Raw genomic sequence first — 22,028 nt, forward strand, 5'->3', positions numbered from 1 at the left:
AAACAAGAATGGCCGAGAAAACCGTTTCCGCCGATTCCGGCTCGACCTTTAGAACGTTGCGCAATCTCTGGCCCTATATGTGGCCGGCCGACCGCGCCGACCTGAGGGCGCGGGTGGTGTGGGCCACCGTGCTGCTGGTTGTCGCCAAGCTGACCCTGGTGGCCGGACCCTATTTCTTCAAATGGGCGACCGACGCACTGGCCGGCGATAGCAAATCGCCGCCGCCGCTGCCGGCCTTCCTGCTGGCGCCGGTCATGCTGGTCGTCGCCTATAATGCCGTGCGGCTGGTGCAACTCGGCTTCAACCAGTTGCGCGACGCCCTGTTTGCACGGGTCGGCCAGCATGCGGTGCGCCGGCTCGCCTTCCGTACCTTCGTGCACATGCACGAACTGTCGCTGCGCTTCCACCTCGAACGGCGCACCGGCGGACTGTCGCGCGTCATCGAGCGCGGCACGAAGGGCATCGAGACGATCGTCCGCTTCACCATGCTGGCGACGGCGCCGACAATCGTCGAATTCGCGCTCACCGCCGGCATCTTCGCCGTCACCTATGGCTGGCTATACGTCTTGGTGATCGCGGTCACGGTCTGGCTCTATGTCTGGTTCACCGTCAGGGCGAGCGATTGGCGTATTTCGATCCGCCGCGAGATGAACGACAGCGACAATGAAGCCAGCACGAAGGCGATCGACTCGCTGCTCAACTACGAAACAGTCAAATATTTCAACAACGAAGCCATGGAGGCCGAGCGCTTCGACCGGTCCACGGCGCGCTATGAGGTGGCGGCGACCAGGACCTGGACCTCGCTTGGCTGGCTGAACTTCGGCCAAGGTGTGATCTTCGGCATCGGCATGACCGTCGTCATGGTGATGTCGGCGCTCGAGGTGAAGGCAGGCACACAGAGCGTCGGCGATTTCGTCTTCGTCAACGCCATGCTCATGCAGCTTTCGGTGCCGCTGAATTTCATCGGCATGATCTACCGCGAAATTCGCCAGGGCCTGACCGATATCGAAAACATGTTCGATCTGCTCGACGTCAAGCGCGAGATCGTCGATCGGCCGGGCGCCAAGCCGCTGGGCGTCGATGCCGGCAAGGTCGAGTTCCGCGACGTACATTTTTCCTACGACCCCAACCGCAAGATCCTGAAGGGCATCAGCTTCGAGGTGCCAGCCGGCAAGACGGTGGCCATTGTCGGCCCCTCCGGAGCCGGCAAGTCGACCATTTCGCGGCTTCTGTTTCGCTTCTACGACATCCAGCGCGGCAAGATTCTGATCGACGGCCAGGACATTCGCGACGTGACGCAGGAGAGCTTGCGCGCCGCCATCGGCATGGTGCCGCAGGACACGGTGCTGTTTAACGACACCATCGCCTACAACATCCGCTACGGCCGCATCGGCGCCAGCGAGGAGGATGTGCGCAAGGCGGCAGAACTGGCCCAGATCGGACCGTTCATCGAGCGGCTGCCCGACGGCTATCGCTCAATGGTCGGCGAGCGCGGGCTGAAACTGTCCGGCGGCGAGAAGCAGCGGGTGGCGATTGCCCGCACCATTTTGAAGGCACCGCCGATCCTGATGCTCGACGAGGCGACCTCGGCGCTGGACAGCCACACCGAGCAGGAGATCCAGGCGGCACTCGACCTGGTCAGCCAGGGCCGCACCACCATCGTCATCGCCCACCGGCTGTCGACGGTGATTTCGGCCGACGAGATCATCGTCCTGCAGGACGGCCAGATCGCCGAGCGCGGCACCCATGCCGCCTTGATTGCAAAGCGCGGCCTTTATGCATCGATGTGGGACCGCCAGCGCGAGGCAAGCGAGGCCGAGGAGCGGCTGCGCATTGCCCGCGAAAGCGACGAGTTCGGCGTCGTTGTCCGCCGCCGCACCTCGGAGGTGAGCTGAAAATTTGTGCTTGACCTCAACTTAAGTTGAGATCGTAGGCCGTTTTGGATCGCAGCAAGATGCGTCGTTCAAAACGGAGACAATCGATATGAATGGGATAAATCAGTCAGTCAGTGGCGGCAGCGTATTCCGGGTGGACAAGTTTGTTGTTCCGGCCAATGCCCGCGAGGAGATTCTTGCCAAGGTCCGGATGACGCATGAATTGCTGCGCCAACAGCAAGGGTTCGTCCAGGATTTCCTGCTCGAGCAATTCTCGGGGCCGGGCGAGTTCAACTTCGTGACCATTGTCGAATGGGAAGGGCAGGCCGCCGTCGACAAGGTCGTGCCGATCATCAAGGCTGCGCATGAGCGCAGCGGCTTCAATCCTCAGGAGACCATTGCGCGACTTGGCGTCAAGGCCGATATCGCCAACTATCAGCGGATCCCCGGGATGTAAGCTCTCTACGGCCAGCCGGCGCCCGGCGCGATAGCCTCGACGCTGAGTACCTGGCCGGTACGGGCATCGCTGATCATATGTTCGAAGCCGCGCCATTCGGCGGCGACGATGAACAGCGTTTTTCCCTCGCCGCCGCCGAGCATGCAGGCAAAACAGCCGCGATCGACGTCGACGCTTTCGAGCATTGCGCCGCCCTCGCGCACCCGCACGCAATGCCGGTTCGGAACGTCGGCGTACCACGCCGCACCTTCGGCATCGAGGCAGATGCCATCCGGAAAACCGTTGCCGAGATTGGCCCAGACCCTCCGGTTGGAAAGGCCACCATCGGCAGCGATGTCGAAGGCGGTCAGCCGGTTGGCGTGGGACTCGGCAACGACCAGCGTCTTGTTGTCAGGCGTCACCGCCATGCCATTGGCGAAGGCGAGGTTCTCAGCCACCTGCTGAACCGAGCCATCAGGTGCAACCTGCACGATGGTGCCGGGGCCGAAATGCTGGCCGGGAGCCGGCGCAGGCCCACCGCCATTGACGTATATGTTGCCGCGCCCATCGACCACGATCTCGTTCCACGGGCTCTTCGACAGGTGTCTCAGGTCGGCATGGGTGACCAATGTTCCGTCCGCCTCTTGCCTGAGGATCAGCCCTTCGCGGCCGGAGACGACCAGCAGGCGCCCGTCCGGAAGCCAGTCAATGGAATAGGGCAGGGTGGCCGGGACGGTGAGCACGATCTCGCTGTTGCCCAGAGCGTCAACGGCGATGATCTGGCCTGTGCCCCAGTTGCAGAACCACAGCCGGCCACCGTGCCAGCGCGGCGACTCGCCGAAGGCCAAGCCGTTCATGACCACTTGCACTTGCCTAGCTGCTGATTTCTGCATGGGCCGAGAACCTCCGGGTTTGCGCAAATCGTCATGGCTGAAAGGCCGATGAGAGGCGCTGTTTTGCCAAGGACGGGCGAGAGTGCTGAGTTCCGACAATGAGAATGGCGACGGCGTCGTTTATATTTGACCTGAGTAGCCGCACGGAACCGCGCGATGCGCCGTGCGCATCCACGGTCGCTGTCGACCTCTTGCTGCGCAGGGCCGGGTTCGATCCGACCGATGCTGTCGTCTCTGCGAACTCGGTCGTGCCTATGGAAGGTGGCACGGTTGTGAACTGGGTGGTTATGGCCGACGAGCATGTATTCCTCCTCCAGTCGACCCCGAAAGGCGGCGTGCTACGCGGCAGCCACGAAGAGAGCTTGGCGGAGGCCGATCGGCGCGAGCTCGAGGAGTATTTCGACCAAGCGGCGGCAGCGGGTGCCTGAGGGGATTTCGCTTGGCCGTTCTGAGACGGCGACGACCGCCACCTCCAAGCGCTCCCATTGTCGCGTTGCGAGCGCGGGGTGTTTCCGCTATTGAGGCCGGACTTGGAACCAAGGTTATCCTCATCCCATGAGCCTCGTCGACACGATCAAGAATGCGTTCGTTCCGATCCATCGCGAGGGTTATCCCTTTATCGCTGCGTTCGGCGCGGCGACGCTCTTTCTTGGCTATTTCTCCTCGACCCTGTTCTGGATCGGTCTCATCCTGACCGCCTGGTGCGCCTATTTCTTCCGCGATCCCGAGCGTGTCACGCCGATCGACGACCGGCTGGTTGTCAGCCCTGCCGACGGCATCGTCTCGGCGGTCGGCCCGGCCGTGCCGCCGCGCGAGCTCGGCCTAGGTGGTGGTGAAATGACCCGCATCTCGGTGTTCATGAACGTCTTTTCCTGCCACGTTAACCGCTCCCCGGTGCGTGGCCGCATTTCCAGGATCGAGCATCGGCCAGGAAAATTCCTCAATGCCGAACTCGACAAGGCAAGCACCGAGAACGAGCGCAACGGGCTGGTCATCGAAAGCCCCAATGGAACAGTCGCCGCGGTGCAGATCGCCGGCCTGGTAGCGCGGCGCATCGTCTGCTGGGCCGAGCCCGGCGGCGCCATCGGCACCGGCGAGCGCTTCGGCCTGATCCGCTTTGGCTCGCGCGTCGATGTATTCCTGCCCTCGACCGCGACGCCGCGCGTCGCGGTCGGCCAGACCGCGGTCGGCGGTGAGACGGTGCTGGCGGAATTCGGCGGCGTTGCCGCAACGCCGCTCGTGCGGATCTCCTGACCGGTGGCGCCGCCGTTCAAGAAATTCGAGGCGCATGGCGGCGGTGGCCCGCGCATTCGCGAAATCCCAATGCGCATGGTGCTGCCCAACCTGGTGACTGTGCTCGCCATTTGCGCCGGCCTGTCCGGTATTCGCTTCGGCTTTGAGGGCCGCTTCGAGCCAGCGGTGGTGATGGTGCTGCTCGCCGCCTTCCTCGATGGTATCGACGGCCGTCTGGCGCGAATGCTGAAGGCGACTTCCAAATTCGGCGCCCAGATGGATTCGCTGGCCGATATCGTCAATTTCGGCGTGGCACCGGCGCTGGTGCTCTATGCCTTTCTGCTCGACAGGGCAGGTTCGCCGGGCTGGATCGCGGCGCTGCTGTTCACCATCGCCTGTGGGATGAGGCTTGCCCGTTTCAACGTGCTCGACGAAGAGCTCGACCGCCCGCAGTGGCAGACCGAATATTTCGTTGGCGTGCCGGCGCCGGCGGGTGCGGTGCTGGTGATGCTGCCGCTCTATCTGTTCTTCCTCAGGCTTGGCCTTGAACCCAGCCGCCTGGCAGCCTTCATTGCCACCGGCTTTACAATATTGGTGGCGTTCCTGCTGGTCAGCAGACTGCCGGTCTATTCCGGCAAGAGCGTCAGGATACCGGGCGACAGGGTGCTGCCGATCATCCTCGCAGTCGTCCTCTACGTCCTGCTTTTGATGACCTATCCCTGGTATACGCTGACGGCCTCGGTTGCCGGCTATCTGGTCTTCTTGCCGTTCAGCGTGCGCGCCTATTCGAGACGCGCCAAGCGCGAAGGCGAGAAGGTGCCGTCCTCGGATATTGGCTGACAGATTTGGTGCCAGTTCGCGTTGCACCTAGCAGTGCATGATTCCGAAAAGGGTCATCCGTTTAGACTTAGGACCGGCTCGCAGAGCGCGCGGCGCCGCGGAATGCACTTCAAAAACCCCGTTTTCGGAACTTGCTGGGCGGCTAGACCGTTTGTGCTTGGTAGGTCCGTTTTAAGCGGCAGCTGGTAGTACGCAATCAGCGTCGCGCAAGCTGCCGCATCGGGCGCAGAACCATCGGAAACGAGGAGAAATGGCTGTCATCCTCATCGGCGCGTTACTGACTGTCGCCGGCCTCGTCTATATGGCGGTTGCTGCCATCATGCGCGGGCGGCTTAGTGAGCCGGCCGCTGTCTCCACCGCGCCGGATAGTGCGACGCCCAATCTCGCAACACCAGGTCCAACCCTGGAGCCGCGGCGGCGCGGGCTCCGTTTTCTCGGCCTGTCGCAGAACTGGCCGGGCCTGCTGATGATGGCCGTCGGCGCCATTCTGCTGTTGTCGGTGGTGGTCTTCTGATGCATGTCGCGCAAAAGTGTGCAGCGGTTTTGCGATAACGGCATGCATAAAAAGCAAGAATCCAAAGCGCGTCGCACAAGGCAGGTCGAACGCGACGCGCTTTAGAGTTTTCGACAGCAAACCTCACGCGGCTGCGCTCAGTCCCAGCCTCTCGAGTGCCAGCTTTCTAGTCGAGACATAGTCTGTCTTGCCCGAGCCCAGTACAGGGATCTCCGCGACCTTGACGATGTCGTTCGGCACCATCAGTTCGGCCGCCCCGGCTTGTTTGCCGAATTCGCGCAATTCGTTGGGATCGGCATTATCGGCGGTGGTGACCAGGACGAGGCGCTCGCCGCGCCGCTTGTCCGGCACTGCCACCACGGCGTGATGCTCTTCGGGCCACAGCGACTGCACCAGCATCTCGACCGCACCAAGCGATACCATCTCGCCGGCTATCTTGGCGAAGCGCTTGGCGCGGCCGCGAATGGTGATGAAGCCTTCGCGATCGACCGAAACGATATCGCCGGTGTCGTGCCAGCCTTCGAGCGGCTGCAACTCGCCAGGCCGGTCGCCGGTCATGTAGCCCATCATCAGGTTCGGCCCGTCGAGCCATAGCCGGCCGGCGTCGCTGATGCCTTCGACCGGTTCGAGTTTCATGCGCATGGCCGGCAGCAGCCGCCCGACCGTGCCGTCGCGGCCGTGGATGGCGGTGTTGACGGCAACCACCGGTGCGGCCTCGGTCAAGCCAAAACCTTCGATGATCTCGGCCTGGAAGCGTTCCCGGTAAACCCGGCGCGTCTCCGGCTTCACCGCCTCGGCACCGGCGACAACGAAGCGCAGGCTGGAAAAATCGCCGTCCTTGGCGGTGCGGGCATAGTTGGCGAGGAACGTGTCGGTGCCGAACATCACCGTCGGCCGGACCTTGCGCGCCACCTCCGGAATAAGCTTATAGTGGAGCGGTGAGGGGTAGAGGAACAGCTTTACGCCGGTGACCAGCGGCAGGATGGTGCCACCGGTCAGGCCGAACGAGTGGAACACCGGCAGCACGTTGAGCAGGATGTCGACCGGCGAGATGGTGATGCGGGCTTCCGCCTGCATCGCATTGGCAAGAAGGTTCCGGTGCGACAGCACCACGGCCTTGGGCGTGCCTTCCGAGCCGGAGGTGAACAGGATCACCGCCGGCTTGGCTGCATCCTGGCGCTGCAACGGCCAGCGCCACAGCAAGCCGGCTGCGGCCTTGTCCAGCACGGTCACGCTTGCGCGAACATCCTCCAGCCACAGCAGCTTCGCCCCGCCCTTTTCCACCGCCTCGACGATGTCGGCGAGGTTGGCCTTTTCGACAAAGGCGCGTGAGGAGATCACGGTGCGGATCATCGCCGTGCGGACGGCGGCGGTGACGCTGGCCGGGCCGGCGGTATAGTTGATCATTGCTGCCACCCGCGCAGCCGACAAAAGTCCGACGAACGACAGCACGACGCCATTGGCGTTGGGCAGGAGCAGCCCGACCGCTTCGCCCGGCGCTGTTATTGCCTCAAAGCGGCGGCCCAAAACCCTGGCGCCGATGAACATTTTCCGGTAGCTCAGCGCACCGCCAATGACGTCCTCGATTATTGGGTGCGAAGCGCCAACACGGTCGGCCGCATCGCGCATGGCGAGGAACAGCCCTCGGTCGAGATCACTGCCGAAAAGCCTGGCCTCGGCGAAGCGATCAAACAGCGCATTGGTGTTGGAGGCCTGATCTGGGTTCCGCGCCACCAGCTCGGCGACGGTCATCGGCTCCAGCGCGCTGATCGACAGCCGCGGAAACCAATGGCGCGGCGCCTTGTCCGCCGGCGTCAGCGAGGCCGGCAGGCCGCGTGCGCCGGCAACGAAGATCGGAACGATGCGGGCGTCGGCCTGCACCGCGATACGGGTGATGGCACGAAACAGCCGAAACGATTTTACGTCGGGCTCGACCGCATCCGGCAGGTAAACGGCGAGCCGGCCCTTGCCCTTCAGCACCCGCACCAATCTGCGGCTGACGAAGACATGCTCGGCGTTGAAGGCGATGGTGCGGCCGAGCTCGCGCCACGGCTCCAACCACGGCGATCTGGCCGAAGCCTGATCGAGGATGTGCAGCGTGTCCTCCGGCAGCAGCGACAGCATCAGCGCCGGCTCGATGCGTGACTGATGCCAGATGACATAGATGACCGGGGCCACCGACCTGCGCGCAATCTTGATGCGCTCGTCGCCGATCCGGTAGGCGAGCTTGAACGGCACGTAGAGCAGCGCCTGGCTCAAACGCAGGCCGAGGCGGAACTTCTCCACCACGCCGATCAGCAGCCAGGCCGCGACAAGACCCGCAAGCAGCGCCAGTGTCAGGATCATCGCCGCATCTCCCAACGATCTCACGTCGCGGCTCTTCAGTGGCCGCTTCGGGTGAGAACCTAGCCGAAGTTGGATCAACGTCAATGCGGCTCCATTTTTCCTTCTCTCTTATGTTTGATTCGGCTCGGCTGCCTATCGCAGCTATGCCGCTTTCATCCTTCCGCTGATGAAGCGGAATTCCTGCGTCTTGCCGCCAAAGCCATAGGCGGCCGCAGGCACTTCATGCACGAGGGCGTAGCTTTCCTCATGCACCTTACCCAGCAGCCGGCCGAATGCCGCGAAAATTGCCTGCAGATACGCCTCCAGTTCGAGCTTGGTGTTGGTGCCGTCGACAACCTTGATGTCGAGCCAGGCCGTGTTGGTGCCATGCTCGGCCAGCGACTTGCCGCCGGCGAACCAGTGCTCGGGGTCGTGATAGGAAATGGCAACAGCTGTGATCGTCGCGTCCTTGCGCAGATGCGTGGCCGTCAGTTCGGTCACTTCCTTGGCAATGGCGGCGGACAAAGCGGCATCAGGCTTGCCGGTAACGCTGACATTGATGATCGGCATATTTCTTCTCCTCGGTTCCAAGCGGCGTCTCTTCGCCGTCGGGAAAATCATGCCATCGTCCTTTGATCAAAAAAATCGAATTGTTTTTGATAGACACTTTGATAATATCGAATTATGCAGATGTTCGATCCCGACCTCCTCAAGACTTTCCTCGCTTTCGTCGATGGCGGTTCCCTGGCGCGGGCTGCGTCGATCGTCGGCCGCTCGCCGTCCGCAGTGACCGCGCAGATGCAGCGGCTGGAGGACGTTGTCGGCGAACCGCTGCTGGTGCCGCAGGGGCGAGGGCGCGGCCTGACGCTGGCAGGCGAGGATCTGGTCGGCCACGCGCGTCGCATCCTTGCCGCGCATCGCGAGGCGTGGCTGGCCCTCAAAGGGGCGCACGCCGACGGGCGCGTCGCCATCGGCACGACGCAGGATTTCGCCGACAGCGGCTTGCCGCAGCTGCTCAGGGCTTTTGCTGTCAGCCATCCGCGCGTCAGGATCGAACTGCGCGTCGGCCGTTCCGCCGAACTGGCGCAGGCTTTGCAGGCCGGCACCCTTGATCTGGCCATTGCCATGCGGCAGATGCCGACACGGGACGAAGTCGGTGTGCTCAAGGAACCAATGATCTGGCTTTGCTCACAGAACGGGCTGGCCACCCGCCACGACGAACTGCCATTGGCGCTGCTCGATCCCCATTGCGGGTTTCGCGAAGCGGCGACAAGTGCACTCGATGCGGCCGGCCGTCGCTACCGCATTGCTGCCGGCAGTGCCAGCCTTGCCGGCCTGCGCACGGCGGTGCACGCCGGCATCGCCTTGACGTTGAGGACGGCGCGCTTCGCTCATTCCGGCATCGTCGAGGCGCCGCGCGATCTTGATCTGCCGCCGGTGCCGGTCGCCGCATTCGCCGTCCGCTTGCGTGAGGATGCCGACCGGCCGGCGCAGGATCTGGCCGCGTTGTTGAGCGGCAACCTAGCCTTGGCCAATTGAGCCAGCAAAGAAAAAGCCGACCTTGCGGTCGGCTTCTGAGTAGGACGGGCCGAGGGGTTTGGGGGGACTTGGGGTGGCCCGTCGCAGCCATAATGCCTGAGCCCTATGATGGTTCCATGACTTTTCAAATTAATTTTCAGGACCGGATTTCTCGTGATCGGACCACCAATTCGCGCTCGGACGCGGCGAGGATTGGTCGTGCATCCGCTGCGCGCTGCCTGGCCATCAGCCAGTCGCGGCCGGCGTGAGCGAACACCGCGCAAAGCACGATGGCGCCGCCGACCATGCTGGCTGCCGGCGGAATCTCCGCCAGGAACAGGAAGGCAAACAGGATCGCGAATGGCACTTCTGCCGAGCCCAGCAATCCGGACTCGGCCGCCGGAATAAGCCGGGTGCCTTCCGTCCACAGGATCGAGGCCAGCGCGAACGAGGCGCCGAAGGTGGCAAGAAGCACAGCGTCCCTGGCCGAGACAGCCAGCGGATCGGTGATGAACCAGCCGAGCACGAACAGAAGGAACGCCGACACGGCACCCGCCCACACCACCGGCGTATCACGGAAGGCGCGCACCATGATCATGTAGAGGGCGCTGCCGATCGTCATCATCAGCGCCAGCCCGTCGCCGAACAGATGGCCTGTGCCGAAGCCGGACCAGACCATGATCGCCACACCGCATAGTGACACGGCGGCGGCGGCAAGCGTCTGCAGCCGGAACGGTTCGCGGACCAACAGGAGGGCCAACAGCGCGGTGACGAAAGGGGCGGTGGCATAGATGATCGCGACATTGGCGACAAAGGTGAACTTGAACGCCGAGATGAAGGCGATGCTGGCGAGCGCCCCCTCGATCGCCAGCAGCCAGCCGCGCCAGCCGAGCCGCAGGCTGTCGCGACCGCCGGAGCGCTGGCGGCGCCATAGCACATAGAGGCTGATCAGGATCGAGCCGACGAAGCCGCGCCAGCAGGTAATGGTCAGCGGGTCGGCATGGATCGATTTGGTCAGCACGCCTGTGAGGCCGAAGACGGCCGCCGATGCCGAGACCAGGATGATGCCAAGGGTACGTTCGCGGGCGCTTTGCACTGTGCCTGGCATGTCCAGCAATTCCGTCATCTCACCAGCCTACTCTGCCCCGTCCTGACACCATAGTGTCAGCTTGATCGAGGCTCGAAAACAGCAGACCGGCAGCCCCGGTGAACAGGATGCCGGCGAAACCCTTTCGCGGGTTTCGAGGATGGCGATATAGGCCATATGTCCGGCGGCCTTACGAATGTGTTGCGAGAGAGGGTTTGAAGGCGTTGGATGCTCCCGTATCGTCAGGCTATACGGGCAAAACCCTGCCAAGCGCTACGCCAGCCGGGACTTGCGTTTGGGGCAGGCGACACCGCCGTTAAGCAGCGAAGCCAGGCAACTATGGGAGAGAAATGAAATGGACGCGATCGCATTGAAGGCCATGCAGACGCCGCTGAAGGAGGCCTATCGCGACGACGCCTCGCGCGCGCTGATTACCCTTAGGGCCAAGGGATCGATCGACGACCAATCGATCGCCTGCAAGGTTGAAACGGGCAGGGCGATTGCCATTGCCGGGCTGCATCCAGCGACCGGCGGCACCGGGCTCGAACTCTGCTCCGGCGACATGCTGCTGGAGGCGCTGGTGGCTTGCGCCGGTGTCACGCTGAAGGCGGTGGCGACGGCGCTGGAATTCCAGGTTGGGGCCGCTACAGTGGAAGCCGAAGGCGATCTCGACTTTCGCGGCACGCTTGGCGTGGCGAGAGATGCGCCGGTTGGCTTCCGCGCCATCCGGCTGACATTCGGCCTCGATACCGACGAGCCGCAGGAGCGTATCGATGCGCTGCTCAAGCTGACCGAGCGCTATTGCGTGGTGTTCCAGACCATCAGCCAGAAGCCGGAGCTGACGGTAAGCGCGCGACGCTGAGGCTGCTGATCTCCCTCCTTGAGGGGGAGATGCCCGGCAGGGCAGAGGGGGTTGTCGCGCATGAAGCGCCAACCGCTGCAGCAGGCCGAGCCCGGTCGGACCAACCCCCTCTGGCCTGTCGGCCATCTCCCCCTCAAGGGGGGGATCACGCTGTCCTACTGCGCCGACGGCTCCTCGGCGTCGCCCTCATCGGCGAAGGGAGAGGCGCTCGGCACGCACTGCACCGACCAGCCGGCCGGCGTCGGTTGCTTCTGGTATTCGGTTATGGCGAAGGTGCACTGTTCGCGGGTGTCGAATGTGCTGGGCAACACGACCATGCCGCCTTGCGGGCCGGCGATCACCAGATACCAGACTAACGCTACGCTCGGTGCCGCCATGGGTATTTCCTCGCTCTGCTTGTTTTGGGAGTCGCACGATCCTAGCAACTCTGGCCCAGCGGCGAAAGCTGGGCCAAAGCGCGGCCTTAAGCCACGGCATCACAGCCGCGTGATGTTAGGCCGCTTACTCCGGCTGCCGGTAGGCGACAAAGCGGTTGTGCTTGGCCTGGAAGATCAGCCCCGTCTCCTTGAGCGTGGGGCTGGCAAGCGGCACGATACGCTTGGCGATCTCCGAGGGGTGCGGCAGCGTTTCCGGATCCTCGCCCGGTACGGCCTGCGCCCGCATCGCGGTGCGCGTTGCCCCCGGATCGGCGGCGTTGACCCTGAGCGGCAGGTTTTCGGTCTCATGTGCCCATGAACGCGTCATGGCCTCGACCGCCGCCTTCGACGCCGCATAGGGCGCCCAGAAGGCGCGTGCAGAGTGGGCAAGGCTGGAGCTCAGCACGATAGCGCGGCCGGCATCGGAGAGCCGCAGCAGCGGGTCGACCGAGCGGATCAGCCGCCATGTTGCGGTGACGTTGATGGTCATCACCTTCTCGAAGGTCTTGGCCTCGACATGGCCGATCGGGGCGATGACGCCGAGCACAGCGGCGTTGGCGACCAGTATGTCGAGCTTGCCCCAGCGCTCGTGGATGGCGCCGCCCAGCCGGTCGATCCCCGCCATGTCGGCAAGATCGAGCGGTACCAGCGTCGCCTGTCCGCCACCTGCCTTGATCTGGTCGTCGAGCTCTTCCAGCCCGCCGACGGTGCGGGCAACCGCAATCACATGTGCACCGGCCGCGGCAAGCTCCCTGGCGATGAAATAGCCGATACCGCGCGAGGCGCCCGTGACGACCGCAATGCGGCTGGAGAGGTCAAGGGTCATGCTTGAACTTCCATGAGGTCGGCGTGAGGATAACCTGGCGAAGACAAATGGCGATCCGGCAACCTTACGACCCGCCGGCCGCTAACAGCGACAGCGTGCGCACATTGTCGGAGCCTTCGAAGTCGGCAAGCCGGGTCGGATACTGGCCGGTGAAGCAGGCGTCGCAGAACTGCGGCTGCTCGTTGTCGCGGCCGGCCTCGCCGACGGCGCGGTAGAGCCCGTCGATCGATAGGAAGCCGAGCGAATCGACGCGGATGAACTCGGCCATCTCCTCCACCGACATGCGCGACGCCAGCAGCTTCGACTTTTCCGGCGTGTCGACGCCGTAAAAGCAGGAGGCGCGCGTCGGCGGCGATGCGATGCGCATATGCACTTCCTTGGCGCCGGCATCGCGAACCATCTGCACGATCTTCTGGCTGGTGGTGCCGCGCACGATGGAATCGTCGACCAGCACCACGCGCTTGCCTTCGATCATGCGGCGATTGGCGTTGTGCTTGAGCTTGACGCCCATGTGGCGGATCGAATCGCCGGGTTGGATGAAGGTGCGGCCGACATAGTGATTGCGGATGATGCCGAGCTCGAACGGAATGCCCGCGGCCTGCGAAAAGCCGATCGCCGCCGGCGTGCCCGAATCCGGCACCGGCACGACGATGTCGGCCTCGACCGGACTTTCCTGCGCCAGCTCGGCGCCGATGCGCTTGCGCACTTCATAGACGTTGCGGCCTTCGACTGACGAATCCGGCCGCGCGAAATAGACATATTCGAAAATGCAGAAGCGGGTCTTCTGCGGCTCGAACGGGAACAGGCTTTCGATGCCCTTACTAGTGACGACGACCATTTCGCCGGGCTTCAGGTCGCGCACGAAACGCGCCCCGATAATATCGAGCGCGCAGGTCTCCGAGGCGAGAATCCAGGCACCGTCGAGATCGCCGAGCACCAGCGGCCGGATGCCGAGCGGGTCGCGGCAGCCGATCATCTTCTTGGACGTCATTGCCACCAGCGAGAAGGCGCCTTCGACCTGGCGCACCGCATCGATGAAGCGCGAATTCAGGTCGCGCTCCTTGCTGGTGGCGACCAGGTGCAACAGCGTCTCGGTGTCGGAGGTGGAAGAGAAGATGGCGCCTTGCTTCTGCAGCGCGCGCTGTACGGTCATGGCGTTGGTGAGATTGCCGTTGTGGGCGACGGCAAAGCCGCCATCGGCAAGTTCGGCGAAGAAAGGCTGGATGTTGCGCAGGCCGGAGCCGCCGGTGGTGGCATAGCGTGTGTGCCCGATGGCACGGTTGCCTTGCAGGCTGTCGATGACACGCTGCTTGGTAAAGGTGTCGCCGATCAGGCCGACATGGCGTTCGACATGGAATTGGGTGCCGTCATAGGAAACGATGCCGGCCGCTTCCTGGCCGCGATGCTGCAACGCATGCAGGCCGAGCGTTACGATGGCTGCGGCGTCCTGCCGGCCGAAAATGCCGAACACGCCGCATTCGTCGTGGAAATGGTCGCCGGCTTCGGCGGAAAGCACGTCGTCTGCGTCTGCCACTGAGGCTGCCATTGGGGGCTCAAGCTCCGCTAAAGTCGCCATATAAGGTCATAACGCATCGAAAGCAACGCACGTCGTGCGGCATTCACATGATCGTCAGTCTTGAGCCTCGCCAAGTCGGCAGATTGGCAAGTCTGCCGAAATCAGTTTGCCGGCGCCGGGTTTGCAGGTGCCGGCGTGGCGGGCGCATTGTCGGCCGGCGGCGCGTCGCTGTCGTCGGGTGCTGGAGCAGTGGCGTCGTCGCCGGCGGCAGGGGTTTCCGCTGCAGGCGCATCGGGGGCCAGAGGCGTCTCGGTGGCCGGCTGATTCGGATTGAGCTTGTTGAGGATGGCGTTTTCCGGATCCTCTGGCAGCAGGCTTTCGAGCTTGGCGCCGATCGATTCGAGCAACGGCTTTGACTTGGCGTTGGCAATCCAGCCTGGAGCCTTGGCGCCGGCCAGCCAATTGAAGAAAAGCAGCGCAACAGCGACGACCAGGACGCCACGCGCCGCGCCGTAGAGGAAGCCAAGTGTACGATCGAGCGCACCGATCCTGGAATCGATGATCCAGTCGGCGAGCTTCATGGTGATGACGGAAACGACGATCAGCGCGACAATGAAGACGATACCAGCGGCCGCCGCCATGGCGGCCTTTTCGTTGTCGATATAGGGCTGAATGTAAGGCAGCACCGGCTTGTAGAAAAAGAAGGCCGCCGCAGCAGCAGCTGCCCAGGAGATGATCGACAGGATCTCGCGCGAAAAGCCGCGAACCATAGCGAGCATCGCCGAGACCAGGGTGAAGCCGACGAGAATTCCGTCAAGCAGCGTAATCGGCATGTTTTTCGCCCCACTCCGATCTCTTTATCACGGCTCGACGAGCCGCATCACTCTTGCTCGTCGGCGCGGCTGCGCCGAGAGCCGGCTATGCGCGCCACGAGATCGGCCAGCTCGGTGGGCTGGAAAGTGCCGGCTCCGATCCCCCCGACCCCATTACCACCAGCAAGTTCCTCGCTGCCCAAGGGCAGAACCGCGCTTCCGAAACCCAGCTTTTCGGCTTCCTTGAGGCGCTGCTGCGCATGCGCAACCGGCCTCACTGCACCGGAAAGGCTGATTTCGCCGAAATAGACGCAATCGGCGGGAAGGGCAAGACCGGTGAGCGAGGAAACCAGTGCCGCCGCCACGGCCAGGTCGGCCGCCGGCTCTGAAATGCGGTAGCCGCCGGCAACGTTGAGATAGACGTCGTGCGTGCCGAAGCGGACGCCGCAATGGGCTTCCAGAACCGCCAGGATCATCGACAGCCGGGCACCGTCCCAGCCGACGACGGCGCGGCGCGGTGTGCCCAGCGTCGACGGCGCCACCAGCGCCTGGATCTCGACCAGCACCGGCCGTGTGCCTTCCATGCCGGCGAAAACCGCGGCACCCGGCGACTTCGCATGGCGTTCACCGAGGAAAAGCTCGGACGGGTTGGCGACTTCCCGCAAGCCTTTGTCCGACATTTCGAAGACGCCGATCTCGTCGGTTGGCCCGAAGCGGTTCTTGACCGTGCGCAGGATGCGGTAGTGGTGGCCGCCTTCGCCCTCGAAATAGAGCACCGCGTCGACCATGTGCTCGACCACCCGTGGTCCGGCGATCTGGCCCTCCTTGGTGACGTGGCCGACCAGAACGATCGCCGCTCCTGTGGATTTTGCATAGCGGATCATCGCTTGGGCGGCGGCACGCACCTGGGTGACCGTGCCGGGTGCCGAATCGGCCATGTCGGTCCACAGCGTCTGGATCGAATCGAGAATGACCAGATCCGGCCGCTTGCCGTCGGCGATGGTGGCGAGGATGTCCTCGACATTGGTCTCGGCGGCGAGTTCGACCGGGGTGTCGGCGACGCCGAGCCGCTGGGCGCGCAGCCTGATCTGGGCGACCGCTTCTTCACCCGAGACATAGACGATGCGGTGGCCCTTTGCGGCCAGTGCGGCAGCGGCCTGGGTGAGCAGCGTCGATTTGCCGATGCCTGGATCGCCGCCGACCAGCAGCGCCGAGCCGCGCACGAAGCCGCCGCCCGTGGCGCGGTCGAGCTCGCCGATGCCGGAGACGATGCGCGGCGCATCCTCGATGTCGCCGGAGAGGCTGGTCAGCACCGCCGCGCGGCCCTTGCGGGCGTTGCGCGAATTCGCCGGGCCGGAACCTATGCCGCCCGACGTCCCTTCCTCGACCAGCGTGTTCCACTCGCCGCAGGCATCGCATTTGCCAGCCCAGCGCTGATGCACCGAACCGCAATTCTGGCAGATGAACTGGACACGGGATTTGGCCATCAGCGTCGCGCCGCTTGCCAATTGCCGAGGCTCGGCGATCCGGCCCACCCCCCTCTGTCCTGCCGGACATCTTCCCCGCAAGGGGGGAGATTGGCTGTCATCGACGCAGTCGCCAATCTCTGATGTCGCAGGAAGAGAGCCGGCGGCAAAACTGCCGATCTCCCCCCTTGCGGGGGAGATGGCCGGCAGGCCAGAGGGGGGTGTGACGGAGCGCGACGGTTGGTCAAAAAGCTACTCGAACCGATCCGGCAAATGATGCTCCTCGGCAAGGTCCGAGAAGCGGGTGAATTCGCCCTGGAAGGCGAGGCTGACCGATCCCGTTGGACCGTGGCGCTGCTTGGCGACGATGACTTCGGCCTTGCCGCGCATCTCGTTCATCTCGTGTTCCCATTTGATGTATTCGTCGGTACCCGGCTTCGGCTCGCGGTTCTTCAGATAATATTCCTCGCGGTAGACGAACAGCACCACGTCGGCGTCCTGCTCGATCGAGCCCGATTCGCGGAGATCCGAAAGCTGTGGGCGCTTGTCGTCGCGGCTCTCGACCTGGCGCGACAGCTGCGACAGGGCGATGATCGGGACCGCCAGCTCCTTGGCCAGTGCCTTGAGGCCGGTGGTGATCTCGGTGATTTCCTGGACGCGGTTTTGCGATGATTTCGCGCTCGATCCCTGCATCAGCTGGATATAGTCGATTACGATGACGTCGAGGCCGCGCTGGCGCTTCAGGCGACGCGCGCGGGCCGACAGCTGAGCGATGGAAATGCCGCCGGTCTGGTCGATGAACAGCGGGATTTTCTGCATGGTCTGCGAGCAGGCGACCAGCTTTTCGAAATCCATCTCGCTGATCTCGCCGCGGCGGATTTTCGACGACGGGATTTCCGTCTGTTCGGAAATAATGCGGGTGGCCAGCTGTTCGGACGACATTTCGAGCGAAAAGAAGCCAACGACGCCGCCATTGGCCGCCTTGAACGAGCCGTCCGCCTGCTGCGCCGGCACATAAGCCTCCGCGATATTGAAGGCGATATTGGTGGCGAGCGAGGTCTTGCCCATGCCGGGGCGCCCCGCAATGATGATCAGGTCGGACGACTGCAGGCCGCCCATGCGGCGGTCGAGGTCGCGCAAGCCGGTGGCGACGCCCGACAAATGCCCGTCGCGCATATAAGCCGCGTTGGCCATGTCGACGGCGGTCTTGACGGCATCGGTGAAGCTTTCGAAGCCGCCATCGTAGCGGCCCGTTTCGGCCAATTCGAACAGGCGCCGCTCGGCATCCTCGATCTGGTCGGAGGGCGACATGTCGACCGGCGCGTCGTAGGCGATGTTGACCATATCCTCGCCGACGGTGATCAGCGCGCGCCGCGTGGCCAGATCGTAGATGGCGCGGCCATAGTCGGTGGCGTTGACGACGGTGACGGCCTCGACCGCCAACCGCACGACATATTGCGCCACCGTCATGTCGCCGACCTTCTCGTCGGCCGGCAGGAAGGTCTTCAGCGTGATCGGCGTCGCGATCTTGCCCATGCGGATGAGCTCGGCCGCGACCTCGAAGATTTTTCTATGCAGCGGCTCGTAGAAATGGCCGGGCTTCAGGAAGTCGGAGACGCGGTAGAAGGCATCGTTGTTGACCAGTATGGCGCCGAGCAGCGCCTGCTCGGCCTCGATATTGTTCGGCGCCTCGCGATAGAGCGGTGTTTCCGCCACGCCGAATTTTCGTGCTGCCTCTGCCATGATGTCCCCGGTCCTGATCCCCGTCTCTCGATATCAGAACGAGACAAGTCGGTGATGACTTATCTGCATCAGTCCCCAACCAACCAACTTTGATGCCCGCGATTCACAGCCAGGATCTTTCGGTGGAAAGAATCTCGATTGACTCGAATCAAGATGGCGAGCCTAGCCGTTCTCAGGCGAGAACAAAACAGGAAAATAGCTGCCGGTCATTCCGGCAAGGCATCACCCCAGTCCAGTCGCCGCGCGGCCTTGAACGCCTCGCCGTCGCGCTTGGTGAACAGTCGCTCGGCAGCACTCCCATCCTGTTCGCAAAGCTTCAGCAAGACCTTGCCGGAGCCCGACTTCGGCGGCCCGATCACTCGCGCGCGAGGCGGAGCGGCCGGATGGCGGGAGGCCGCGACAAAGATGAATTTCTCGTCCTCCCACGGCACCTCGGCATCCTTGGCCAGACGGTGCAGGCGCGAGCGGGCGACGCGGCGGGCGAAATGGCACCAGTCGGGAGCGACGAGCGGGCAAGGCGCCTCATGCGGGCAGGGCGCAAGCACGTGCGCCCCTGCCTCGATCAGCTGCCGCCGCACGGCAAGGATACGCTGCCAGCCGGCCGGCGTGCCCGGCTCGACGACCAGCAGCGTGTCTGCGGTCAGCTGCCAGAGCCGGTCGACGAGTTTTGCCAGCGATGCCGGCGCGATCTCATCCAGCACATAGGCTGAAGTCACCAGCTCGGCCGGCTCGAGATCGACCAGGTCGATGGTGATGTCGCCAGTCCGCCAGGCGGTCCTGGCCGTGATCGCATCCGCGGCAAGCGCCTCGCCGACCCGCCGCACCGCGGCGCCGGCCTCGAGCAGCACCGCCTGTTCGAGATCGGGCCAGAGATTGATTGTGGCCCAAAGCACCGTGCCAGGGCCGGCGCCGACATCGAGCAGGGTTCTCGGAGCATAATCGGGCTGCGCCTCGCTTACCGCATCGAGGCTGGCGCGAACGGCAGCATAGGTCGCCGGCAGCCGCGTTGCCAGATAGGCCTTCACCGCCATGTCTTCGGCCATGTGCAGGCGGCCGTCGCGCAACTCGGCGCGGTAGCGGTCCGACAGCGTCTTTGCCGCTTGCTTAAGCATCGGCAGCGGCACCTGTTCGAGAAGGCGGTCGACGCCTTGTCTGAGTAGGACGGGCAGTTCCATCGCTCACGCGGTCCGAGGTGCGAGCAGAATGACCGAGGCGCCAATGATGCAGATCGCGGCACCGGCAAGATCCCAACGGTCGGGGTGCACGCCTTCCGCCAGCCACAACCAGGCCAGCGAGGCGGCAATGTAGATGCCGCCATAGGCGGCGTAGGCCCGGCCCGCCGCGCTGGTGTCGACCAGCGCCAGCAGCCAGGCGAATAGTACGAGCGAGACGAGACCGGGCGCCAACCACAGCGGCGATTTTTCCAGCCGCCACCACGCCCAGAACGAAAAGCAGCCGGCGATCTCGGCAAGTGCGGCGGCGACGTAGAGGAGGTAGGTCATGAAAAAAGGTCCCGCGTTGACGGGACCCTTTTCAGCGTGCCAGCCGGCAATGGCAAGCGGCAATGGCGCGATCGCCGATCGTCTACTCCGGATCCGCCACCTTGCGGCGGCGAGCAGGCTTGGCCGCCGGGGCCTTTTCACGACGTCCAAGATCGCGCATCTCCAGCGCCTTCTCGCAACTGGCCATGTAGTCGCGCGTCACCGGCAGCGTGTCGTTCTTCTTGGCAATCTGGATCTGGAAGATCACCAGGTCCTGCCAGCGGAAGGCAGCTTCCGAGGCGGCAAGATAGAACTCCCACATACGGCAGAAGCGCTCGTCATAAATCGCCTTGGCCTTGTCGCGGTTGGCGGCAAAGCGCTCGCCCCAATGCTTCAGTGTCTCGGCATAATGCAGCCGCAGAACCTCGATGTCGGTGACGACGAGCCCCGATTTTTCGATGGCAGGCATCACTTCGGAGAGCGACGGGATGTAGCCGCCCGGGAAGATGTACTTGCGGATGAAGGCGCTGGTTGCCCACGGCACGCCGGAGCGGCCGATCGTGTGCAGCAGCATGACGCCGTCCGGCTTCAGCAGCGTCGCCGACTTGTCGAAGAAGGTGCGGAAATGATTGACCCCGACATGCTCGAACATGCCGACGGAGACGATGCGGTCGAAACGCTCATTGAGTTCGCGATAGTCCTTGATGTCGAAATGCACCCGGTTTTGCAGGCCTTGCGCATGGGCGCGGTCGGTGGCGACGCCGTGCTGCTCGGTCGACAGCGTCACGCCCTGTACGTCGACGTCGAATGCCTTGGCGAGATAGAGACCAAGCCCACCCCAGCCGGAGCCGATATCAAGAACCGTCTGGCCGGCCTTCAGCCTGAGCTTGGCGGCGATATGGCGCTTCTTGGCCGCTTGTGCCTCGTCGAGCGTCATATCCGGCTGCTCGAAATAGGCGCAGGAATATTGCATGTCCTCATCGAGGAAGAGGCGGTAGAGGTCGCCCGACAGATCGTAATGGCGCTGCACGTTGCGGCGCGCCCGCGACGCCGTGTTGATCTGCTGCAGGCGCCGGAAGGCGTGGCGCAGACCTTCGATCGCCTTGGACCAGGTGGCATCGATACCGCCGCTGCCCATGTTCTGGAAGGCAATCCGCATCACCCCCAGCACGCCGCCCTCGAGAATGTCGAGTTCACCGTCCATGTAGGCTTCAGGCACCGCCAGCATCGGGTCGAAGGTTATCGCTCGCTCGGCATGCCTTGTCTTGATGTGCATGTGCACCGGCTCGCCGCTGCCGTCACCGAAAGTCACCATCGAGCCTTGCGGCCCTGTCACCTTGAGATTGCCTGTGCGGACCAGGCGGTCGAGAACGCGTTTCAGCAGAATATTCATGACCAAATGTCCCCTCTCGGTCAGACAGGCTGTCTTATTCTGCATCAAGATATAGGGTTCGAAAAGTTCCATTTGGCATAAAAATGCCCGGGTACGAGGCCCGGGCATTGGTCCAGAATAGCGATTAGCCGGCGAATGCCGGCGAATGACGATCAGCCGTTGTCTTCGCCGCCCTCGAACTCCGCATTCGGATCGAAGAAGTTTTCCGGCCGCGCATTGTCGTTGATGTCCTCGCCGTAGATGGCTTCGGCGGTGGTCAGCGTTTCGCCCTTGGCCTGGCGCTCGGCTTCGTCGGCCGTGCGGGCAATGTTGAGCGTGATGGTGACCTCGACTTCCGGGTGCAGAGCGATCGCCACATTGGTGACGCCGATGGTCTTGATCGGCTGGTTGAGCAGGATCTGGTTGCGGTTGACCGAAAAACCTTCCGCCGTCACCAGCTCGGCGATGTCGCGCGTCGAGACCGAACCATAAAGCTGACCGGTTTCGCCGGCCGAGCGCACGGCGATGAAGCTCTTGCCGTCGAGCTTTTCGGCAATCTGCGCGGCCTCGGACTTGCGCTCCAGGTTGCGAGCTTCGAGCTGGGCCCGCTGTCCCTCGAACTTCTTCTTGTTAGCTTCGTTGGCGCGCAGCGCCTTGCCTTGCGGCAGCAGGAAATTGCGGGCGAACCCATCCTTGACCTTGACGGTGTCACCCATCTGGCCGAGGCGGGAAACGCGTTCGAGAAGAATGACTTCCATGGTTTTGTTCCTTCGCTTGGGCGCTATCCTCAGGATCGGCGCCGAATTGTCTGGGA

General features: G+C 63.7%; 22 protein-coding genes. 8 read left to right on the forward strand and 14 right to left on the reverse strand.

What is annotated here, in order from left to right:
- Positions 1-8 precede the first annotated feature (8 nt).
- On the forward strand, positions 9-1,895 hold the full coding sequence (locus tag NKG60_RS06710) for an ABCB family ABC transporter ATP-binding protein/permease (RefSeq protein ID WP_352974583.1): 1,887 nt from the start codon (positions 9-11) through the stop codon (positions 1,893-1,895).
- An 88-nt stretch (positions 1,896-1,983) separates the two neighbouring features.
- Complete coding sequence (locus NKG60_RS06715) at positions 1,984-2,331, forward strand: antibiotic biosynthesis monooxygenase (RefSeq protein WP_352974585.1); 348 nt, start codon at positions 1,984-1,986, stop codon at positions 2,329-2,331.
- 5 nt (positions 2,332-2,336) lie between these two features.
- On the opposite strand, the gene NKG60_RS06720 is transcribed toward NKG60_RS06715, so the two are convergent.
- The gene (locus NKG60_RS06720) at positions 2,337-3,203 is read right to left on the reverse strand and encodes an SMP-30/gluconolactonase/LRE family protein (RefSeq protein ID WP_352974588.1); all 867 of its coding nucleotides are present in this window, start codon (positions 3,201-3,203) and stop codon (positions 2,337-2,339) included.
- A gap of 98 nt (positions 3,204-3,301) precedes the next feature.
- Here NKG60_RS06720 and NKG60_RS06725 point away from each other — a divergent pair, with 98 nt between their 5' ends.
- The 4 genes from NKG60_RS06725 to NKG60_RS06740 all read left to right on the forward strand — a co-directional run bounded on the left by NKG60_RS06725 (position 3,302) and on the right by NKG60_RS06740 (position 5,790).
- Complete coding sequence (locus NKG60_RS06725; protein WP_352974590.1) at positions 3,302-3,631, forward strand: hypothetical protein; 330 nt, start codon at positions 3,302-3,304, stop codon at positions 3,629-3,631.
- A 127-nt stretch (positions 3,632-3,758) separates the two neighbouring features.
- On the forward strand, positions 3,759-4,457 hold the full coding sequence (locus NKG60_RS06730) for a phosphatidylserine decarboxylase (RefSeq protein WP_023677729.1): 699 nt from the start codon (positions 3,759-3,761) through the stop codon (positions 4,455-4,457).
- Between the two features lie 3 nt (positions 4,458-4,460).
- Entirely contained in the window at positions 4,461-5,276 is an 816-nt protein-coding gene (locus NKG60_RS06735; RefSeq protein WP_023677728.1) for a CDP-alcohol phosphatidyltransferase family protein, read from the forward strand.
- 250 nt (positions 5,277-5,526) lie between these two features.
- On the forward strand, positions 5,527-5,790 hold the full coding sequence (locus tag NKG60_RS06740) for a hypothetical protein (protein ID WP_352667264.1): 264 nt from the start codon (positions 5,527-5,529) through the stop codon (positions 5,788-5,790).
- 123 nt (positions 5,791-5,913) lie between these two features.
- Here NKG60_RS06740 and NKG60_RS06745 read toward each other — a convergent pair whose 3' ends face one another.
- Positions 5,914-8,136 (reverse strand): AMP-binding protein, encoded by a 2,223-nt coding sequence (locus NKG60_RS06745; protein ID WP_352974593.1) that lies wholly within the window; start codon positions 8,134-8,136, stop codon positions 5,914-5,916.
- A 141-nt stretch (positions 8,137-8,277) separates the two neighbouring features.
- Complete coding sequence (locus NKG60_RS06750; protein WP_023677725.1) at positions 8,278-8,685, reverse strand: tautomerase family protein; 408 nt, start codon at positions 8,683-8,685, stop codon at positions 8,278-8,280.
- Between the two features lie 114 nt (positions 8,686-8,799).
- On the opposite strand from NKG60_RS06750, the gene NKG60_RS06755 reads away from it, so the two are divergent.
- Positions 8,800-9,654 (forward strand): LysR substrate-binding domain-containing protein, encoded by an 855-nt coding sequence (locus NKG60_RS06755; RefSeq protein ID WP_352974596.1) that lies wholly within the window; start codon positions 8,800-8,802, stop codon positions 9,652-9,654.
- 136 nt (positions 9,655-9,790) lie between these two features.
- On the opposite strand, the gene NKG60_RS06760 is transcribed toward NKG60_RS06755, so the two are convergent.
- Positions 9,791-10,759 carry a DMT family transporter gene (locus tag NKG60_RS06760; protein WP_502912299.1) on the reverse strand — a complete coding sequence of 323 codons (969 nt, stop codon included), beginning with the start codon at positions 10,757-10,759 and terminating at the stop codon, positions 9,791-9,793.
- A gap of 316 nt (positions 10,760-11,075) precedes the next feature.
- Here NKG60_RS06760 and NKG60_RS06765 point away from each other — a divergent pair, with 316 nt between their 5' ends.
- Complete coding sequence (locus NKG60_RS06765) at positions 11,076-11,582, forward strand: OsmC family protein (protein WP_352667256.1); 507 nt, start codon at positions 11,076-11,078, stop codon at positions 11,580-11,582.
- Between the two features lie 155 nt (positions 11,583-11,737).
- On the opposite strand, the gene NKG60_RS06770 is transcribed toward NKG60_RS06765, so the two are convergent.
- The 10 genes from NKG60_RS06770 to rplI form a co-directional block, all read right to left on the reverse strand.
- Positions 11,738-11,959 (reverse strand): hypothetical protein, encoded by a 222-nt coding sequence (locus tag NKG60_RS06770; RefSeq protein ID WP_292662211.1) that lies wholly within the window; start codon positions 11,957-11,959, stop codon positions 11,738-11,740.
- A 124-nt stretch (positions 11,960-12,083) separates the two neighbouring features.
- Positions 12,084-12,824: an SDR family NAD(P)-dependent oxidoreductase gene (locus NKG60_RS06775; protein ID WP_352974599.1), complete on the reverse strand. Its 741-nt coding sequence runs from the start codon at positions 12,822-12,824 to the stop codon at positions 12,084-12,086.
- A 64-nt stretch (positions 12,825-12,888) separates the two neighbouring features.
- Positions 12,889-14,370, reverse strand: coding sequence for an amidophosphoribosyltransferase (gene purF / locus NKG60_RS06780; RefSeq protein ID WP_502912300.1), 1,482 nt, complete (start codon positions 14,368-14,370; stop codon positions 12,889-12,891).
- Between the two features lie 131 nt (positions 14,371-14,501).
- A complete protein-coding gene (locus NKG60_RS06785) occupies positions 14,502-15,173 on the reverse strand; it encodes a CvpA family protein (protein ID WP_352974604.1) in 672 nt (223 codons plus the stop codon).
- 47 nt (positions 15,174-15,220) lie between these two features.
- Positions 15,221-16,639, reverse strand: a complete 1,419-nt coding sequence (gene radA, locus NKG60_RS06790) for a DNA repair protein RadA (RefSeq protein WP_352974607.1) — start codon at positions 16,637-16,639, stop codon at positions 15,221-15,223.
- 231 nt (positions 16,640-16,870) lie between these two features.
- A complete protein-coding gene (locus NKG60_RS06795; RefSeq protein WP_023677714.1) occupies positions 16,871-18,361 on the reverse strand; it encodes a replicative DNA helicase in 1,491 nt (496 codons plus the stop codon).
- Positions 18,362-18,567: 206 nt separating this feature from the next.
- Positions 18,568-19,536 (reverse strand): small ribosomal subunit Rsm22 family protein, encoded by a 969-nt coding sequence (locus NKG60_RS06800; protein WP_352862632.1) that lies wholly within the window; start codon positions 19,534-19,536, stop codon positions 18,568-18,570.
- 3 nt (positions 19,537-19,539) lie between these two features.
- Positions 19,540-19,863, reverse strand: coding sequence for a YnfA family protein (locus NKG60_RS06805; RefSeq protein ID WP_352862631.1), 324 nt, complete (start codon positions 19,861-19,863; stop codon positions 19,540-19,542).
- 82 nt (positions 19,864-19,945) lie between these two features.
- Positions 19,946-21,235, reverse strand: coding sequence for a cyclopropane fatty acid synthase (locus NKG60_RS06810; RefSeq protein WP_352862630.1), 1,290 nt, complete (start codon positions 21,233-21,235; stop codon positions 19,946-19,948).
- 152 nt (positions 21,236-21,387) lie between these two features.
- Positions 21,388-21,972: a 50S ribosomal protein L9 gene (gene rplI, locus NKG60_RS06815; RefSeq protein WP_254820243.1), complete on the reverse strand. Its 585-nt coding sequence runs from the start codon at positions 21,970-21,972 to the stop codon at positions 21,388-21,390.
- Positions 21,973-22,028: the final 56 nt, after the last annotated feature.

Source organism: Mesorhizobium sp. M1428 (assembly GCF_040317515.1).
Classification (GTDB): Bacteria; Pseudomonadota; Alphaproteobacteria; order Rhizobiales; family Rhizobiaceae; genus Mesorhizobium.

Excerpts from the sequence above, each read along its gene's own strand:
- NKG60_RS06710 (WP_352974583.1), top strand. The coding sequence starts at position 9 with ATGGCCGAGAAAACCGTTTCCGCCGATTCCGGCTCGACCTTTAGAACG.
- NKG60_RS06715 (WP_352974585.1), top strand. The coding sequence starts at position 1,984 with ATGAATGGGATAAATCAGTCAGTCAGTGGCGGCAGCGTATTCCGGGTG.
- NKG60_RS06720 (WP_352974588.1), bottom strand. The coding sequence starts at position 3,203 with ATGCAGAAATCAGCAGCTAGGCAAGTGCAAGTGGTCATGAACGGCTTG.
- NKG60_RS06725 (WP_352974590.1), top strand. The coding sequence starts at position 3,302 with ATGAGAATGGCGACGGCGTCGTTTATATTTGACCTGAGTAGCCGCACG.
- NKG60_RS06730 (WP_023677729.1), top strand. The coding sequence starts at position 3,759 with ATGAGCCTCGTCGACACGATCAAGAATGCGTTCGTTCCGATCCATCGC.
- NKG60_RS06740 (WP_352667264.1), top strand. The coding sequence starts at position 5,527 with ATGGCTGTCATCCTCATCGGCGCGTTACTGACTGTCGCCGGCCTCGTC.
- NKG60_RS06745 (WP_352974593.1), bottom strand. The coding sequence starts at position 8,136 with ATGATCCTGACACTGGCGCTGCTTGCGGGTCTTGTCGCGGCCTGGCTG.
- NKG60_RS06750 (WP_023677725.1), bottom strand. The coding sequence starts at position 8,685 with ATGCCGATCATCAATGTCAGCGTTACCGGCAAGCCTGATGCCGCTTTG.
- NKG60_RS06755 (WP_352974596.1), top strand. The coding sequence starts at position 8,800 with ATGCAGATGTTCGATCCCGACCTCCTCAAGACTTTCCTCGCTTTCGTC.
- NKG60_RS06760 (WP_502912299.1), bottom strand. The coding sequence starts at position 10,759 with ATGACGGAATTGCTGGACATGCCAGGCACAGTGCAAAGCGCCCGCGAA.
- NKG60_RS06765 (WP_352667256.1), top strand. The coding sequence starts at position 11,076 with ATGGACGCGATCGCATTGAAGGCCATGCAGACGCCGCTGAAGGAGGCC.
- NKG60_RS06770 (WP_292662211.1), bottom strand. The coding sequence starts at position 11,959 with ATGGCGGCACCGAGCGTAGCGTTAGTCTGGTATCTGGTGATCGCCGGC.
- NKG60_RS06775 (WP_352974599.1), bottom strand. The coding sequence starts at position 12,824 with ATGACCCTTGACCTCTCCAGCCGCATTGCGGTCGTCACGGGCGCCTCG.
- purF (WP_502912300.1), bottom strand. The coding sequence starts at position 14,370 with ATGGCAGCCTCAGTGGCAGACGCAGACGACGTGCTTTCCGCCGAAGCC.
- NKG60_RS06785 (WP_352974604.1), bottom strand. The coding sequence starts at position 15,173 with ATGCCGATTACGCTGCTTGACGGAATTCTCGTCGGCTTCACCCTGGTC.
- radA (WP_352974607.1), bottom strand. The coding sequence starts at position 16,639 with ATGGCCAAATCCCGTGTCCAGTTCATCTGCCAGAATTGCGGTTCGGTG.
- NKG60_RS06795 (WP_023677714.1), bottom strand. The coding sequence starts at position 18,361 with ATGGCAGAGGCAGCACGAAAATTCGGCGTGGCGGAAACACCGCTCTAT.
- NKG60_RS06800 (WP_352862632.1), bottom strand. The coding sequence starts at position 19,536 with ATGGAACTGCCCGTCCTACTCAGACAAGGCGTCGACCGCCTTCTCGAA.
- NKG60_RS06805 (WP_352862631.1), bottom strand. The coding sequence starts at position 19,863 with ATGACCTACCTCCTCTACGTCGCCGCCGCACTTGCCGAGATCGCCGGC.
- NKG60_RS06810 (WP_352862630.1), bottom strand. The coding sequence starts at position 21,235 with ATGAATATTCTGCTGAAACGCGTTCTCGACCGCCTGGTCCGCACAGGC.
- rplI (WP_254820243.1), bottom strand. The coding sequence starts at position 21,972 with ATGGAAGTCATTCTTCTCGAACGCGTTTCCCGCCTCGGCCAGATGGGT.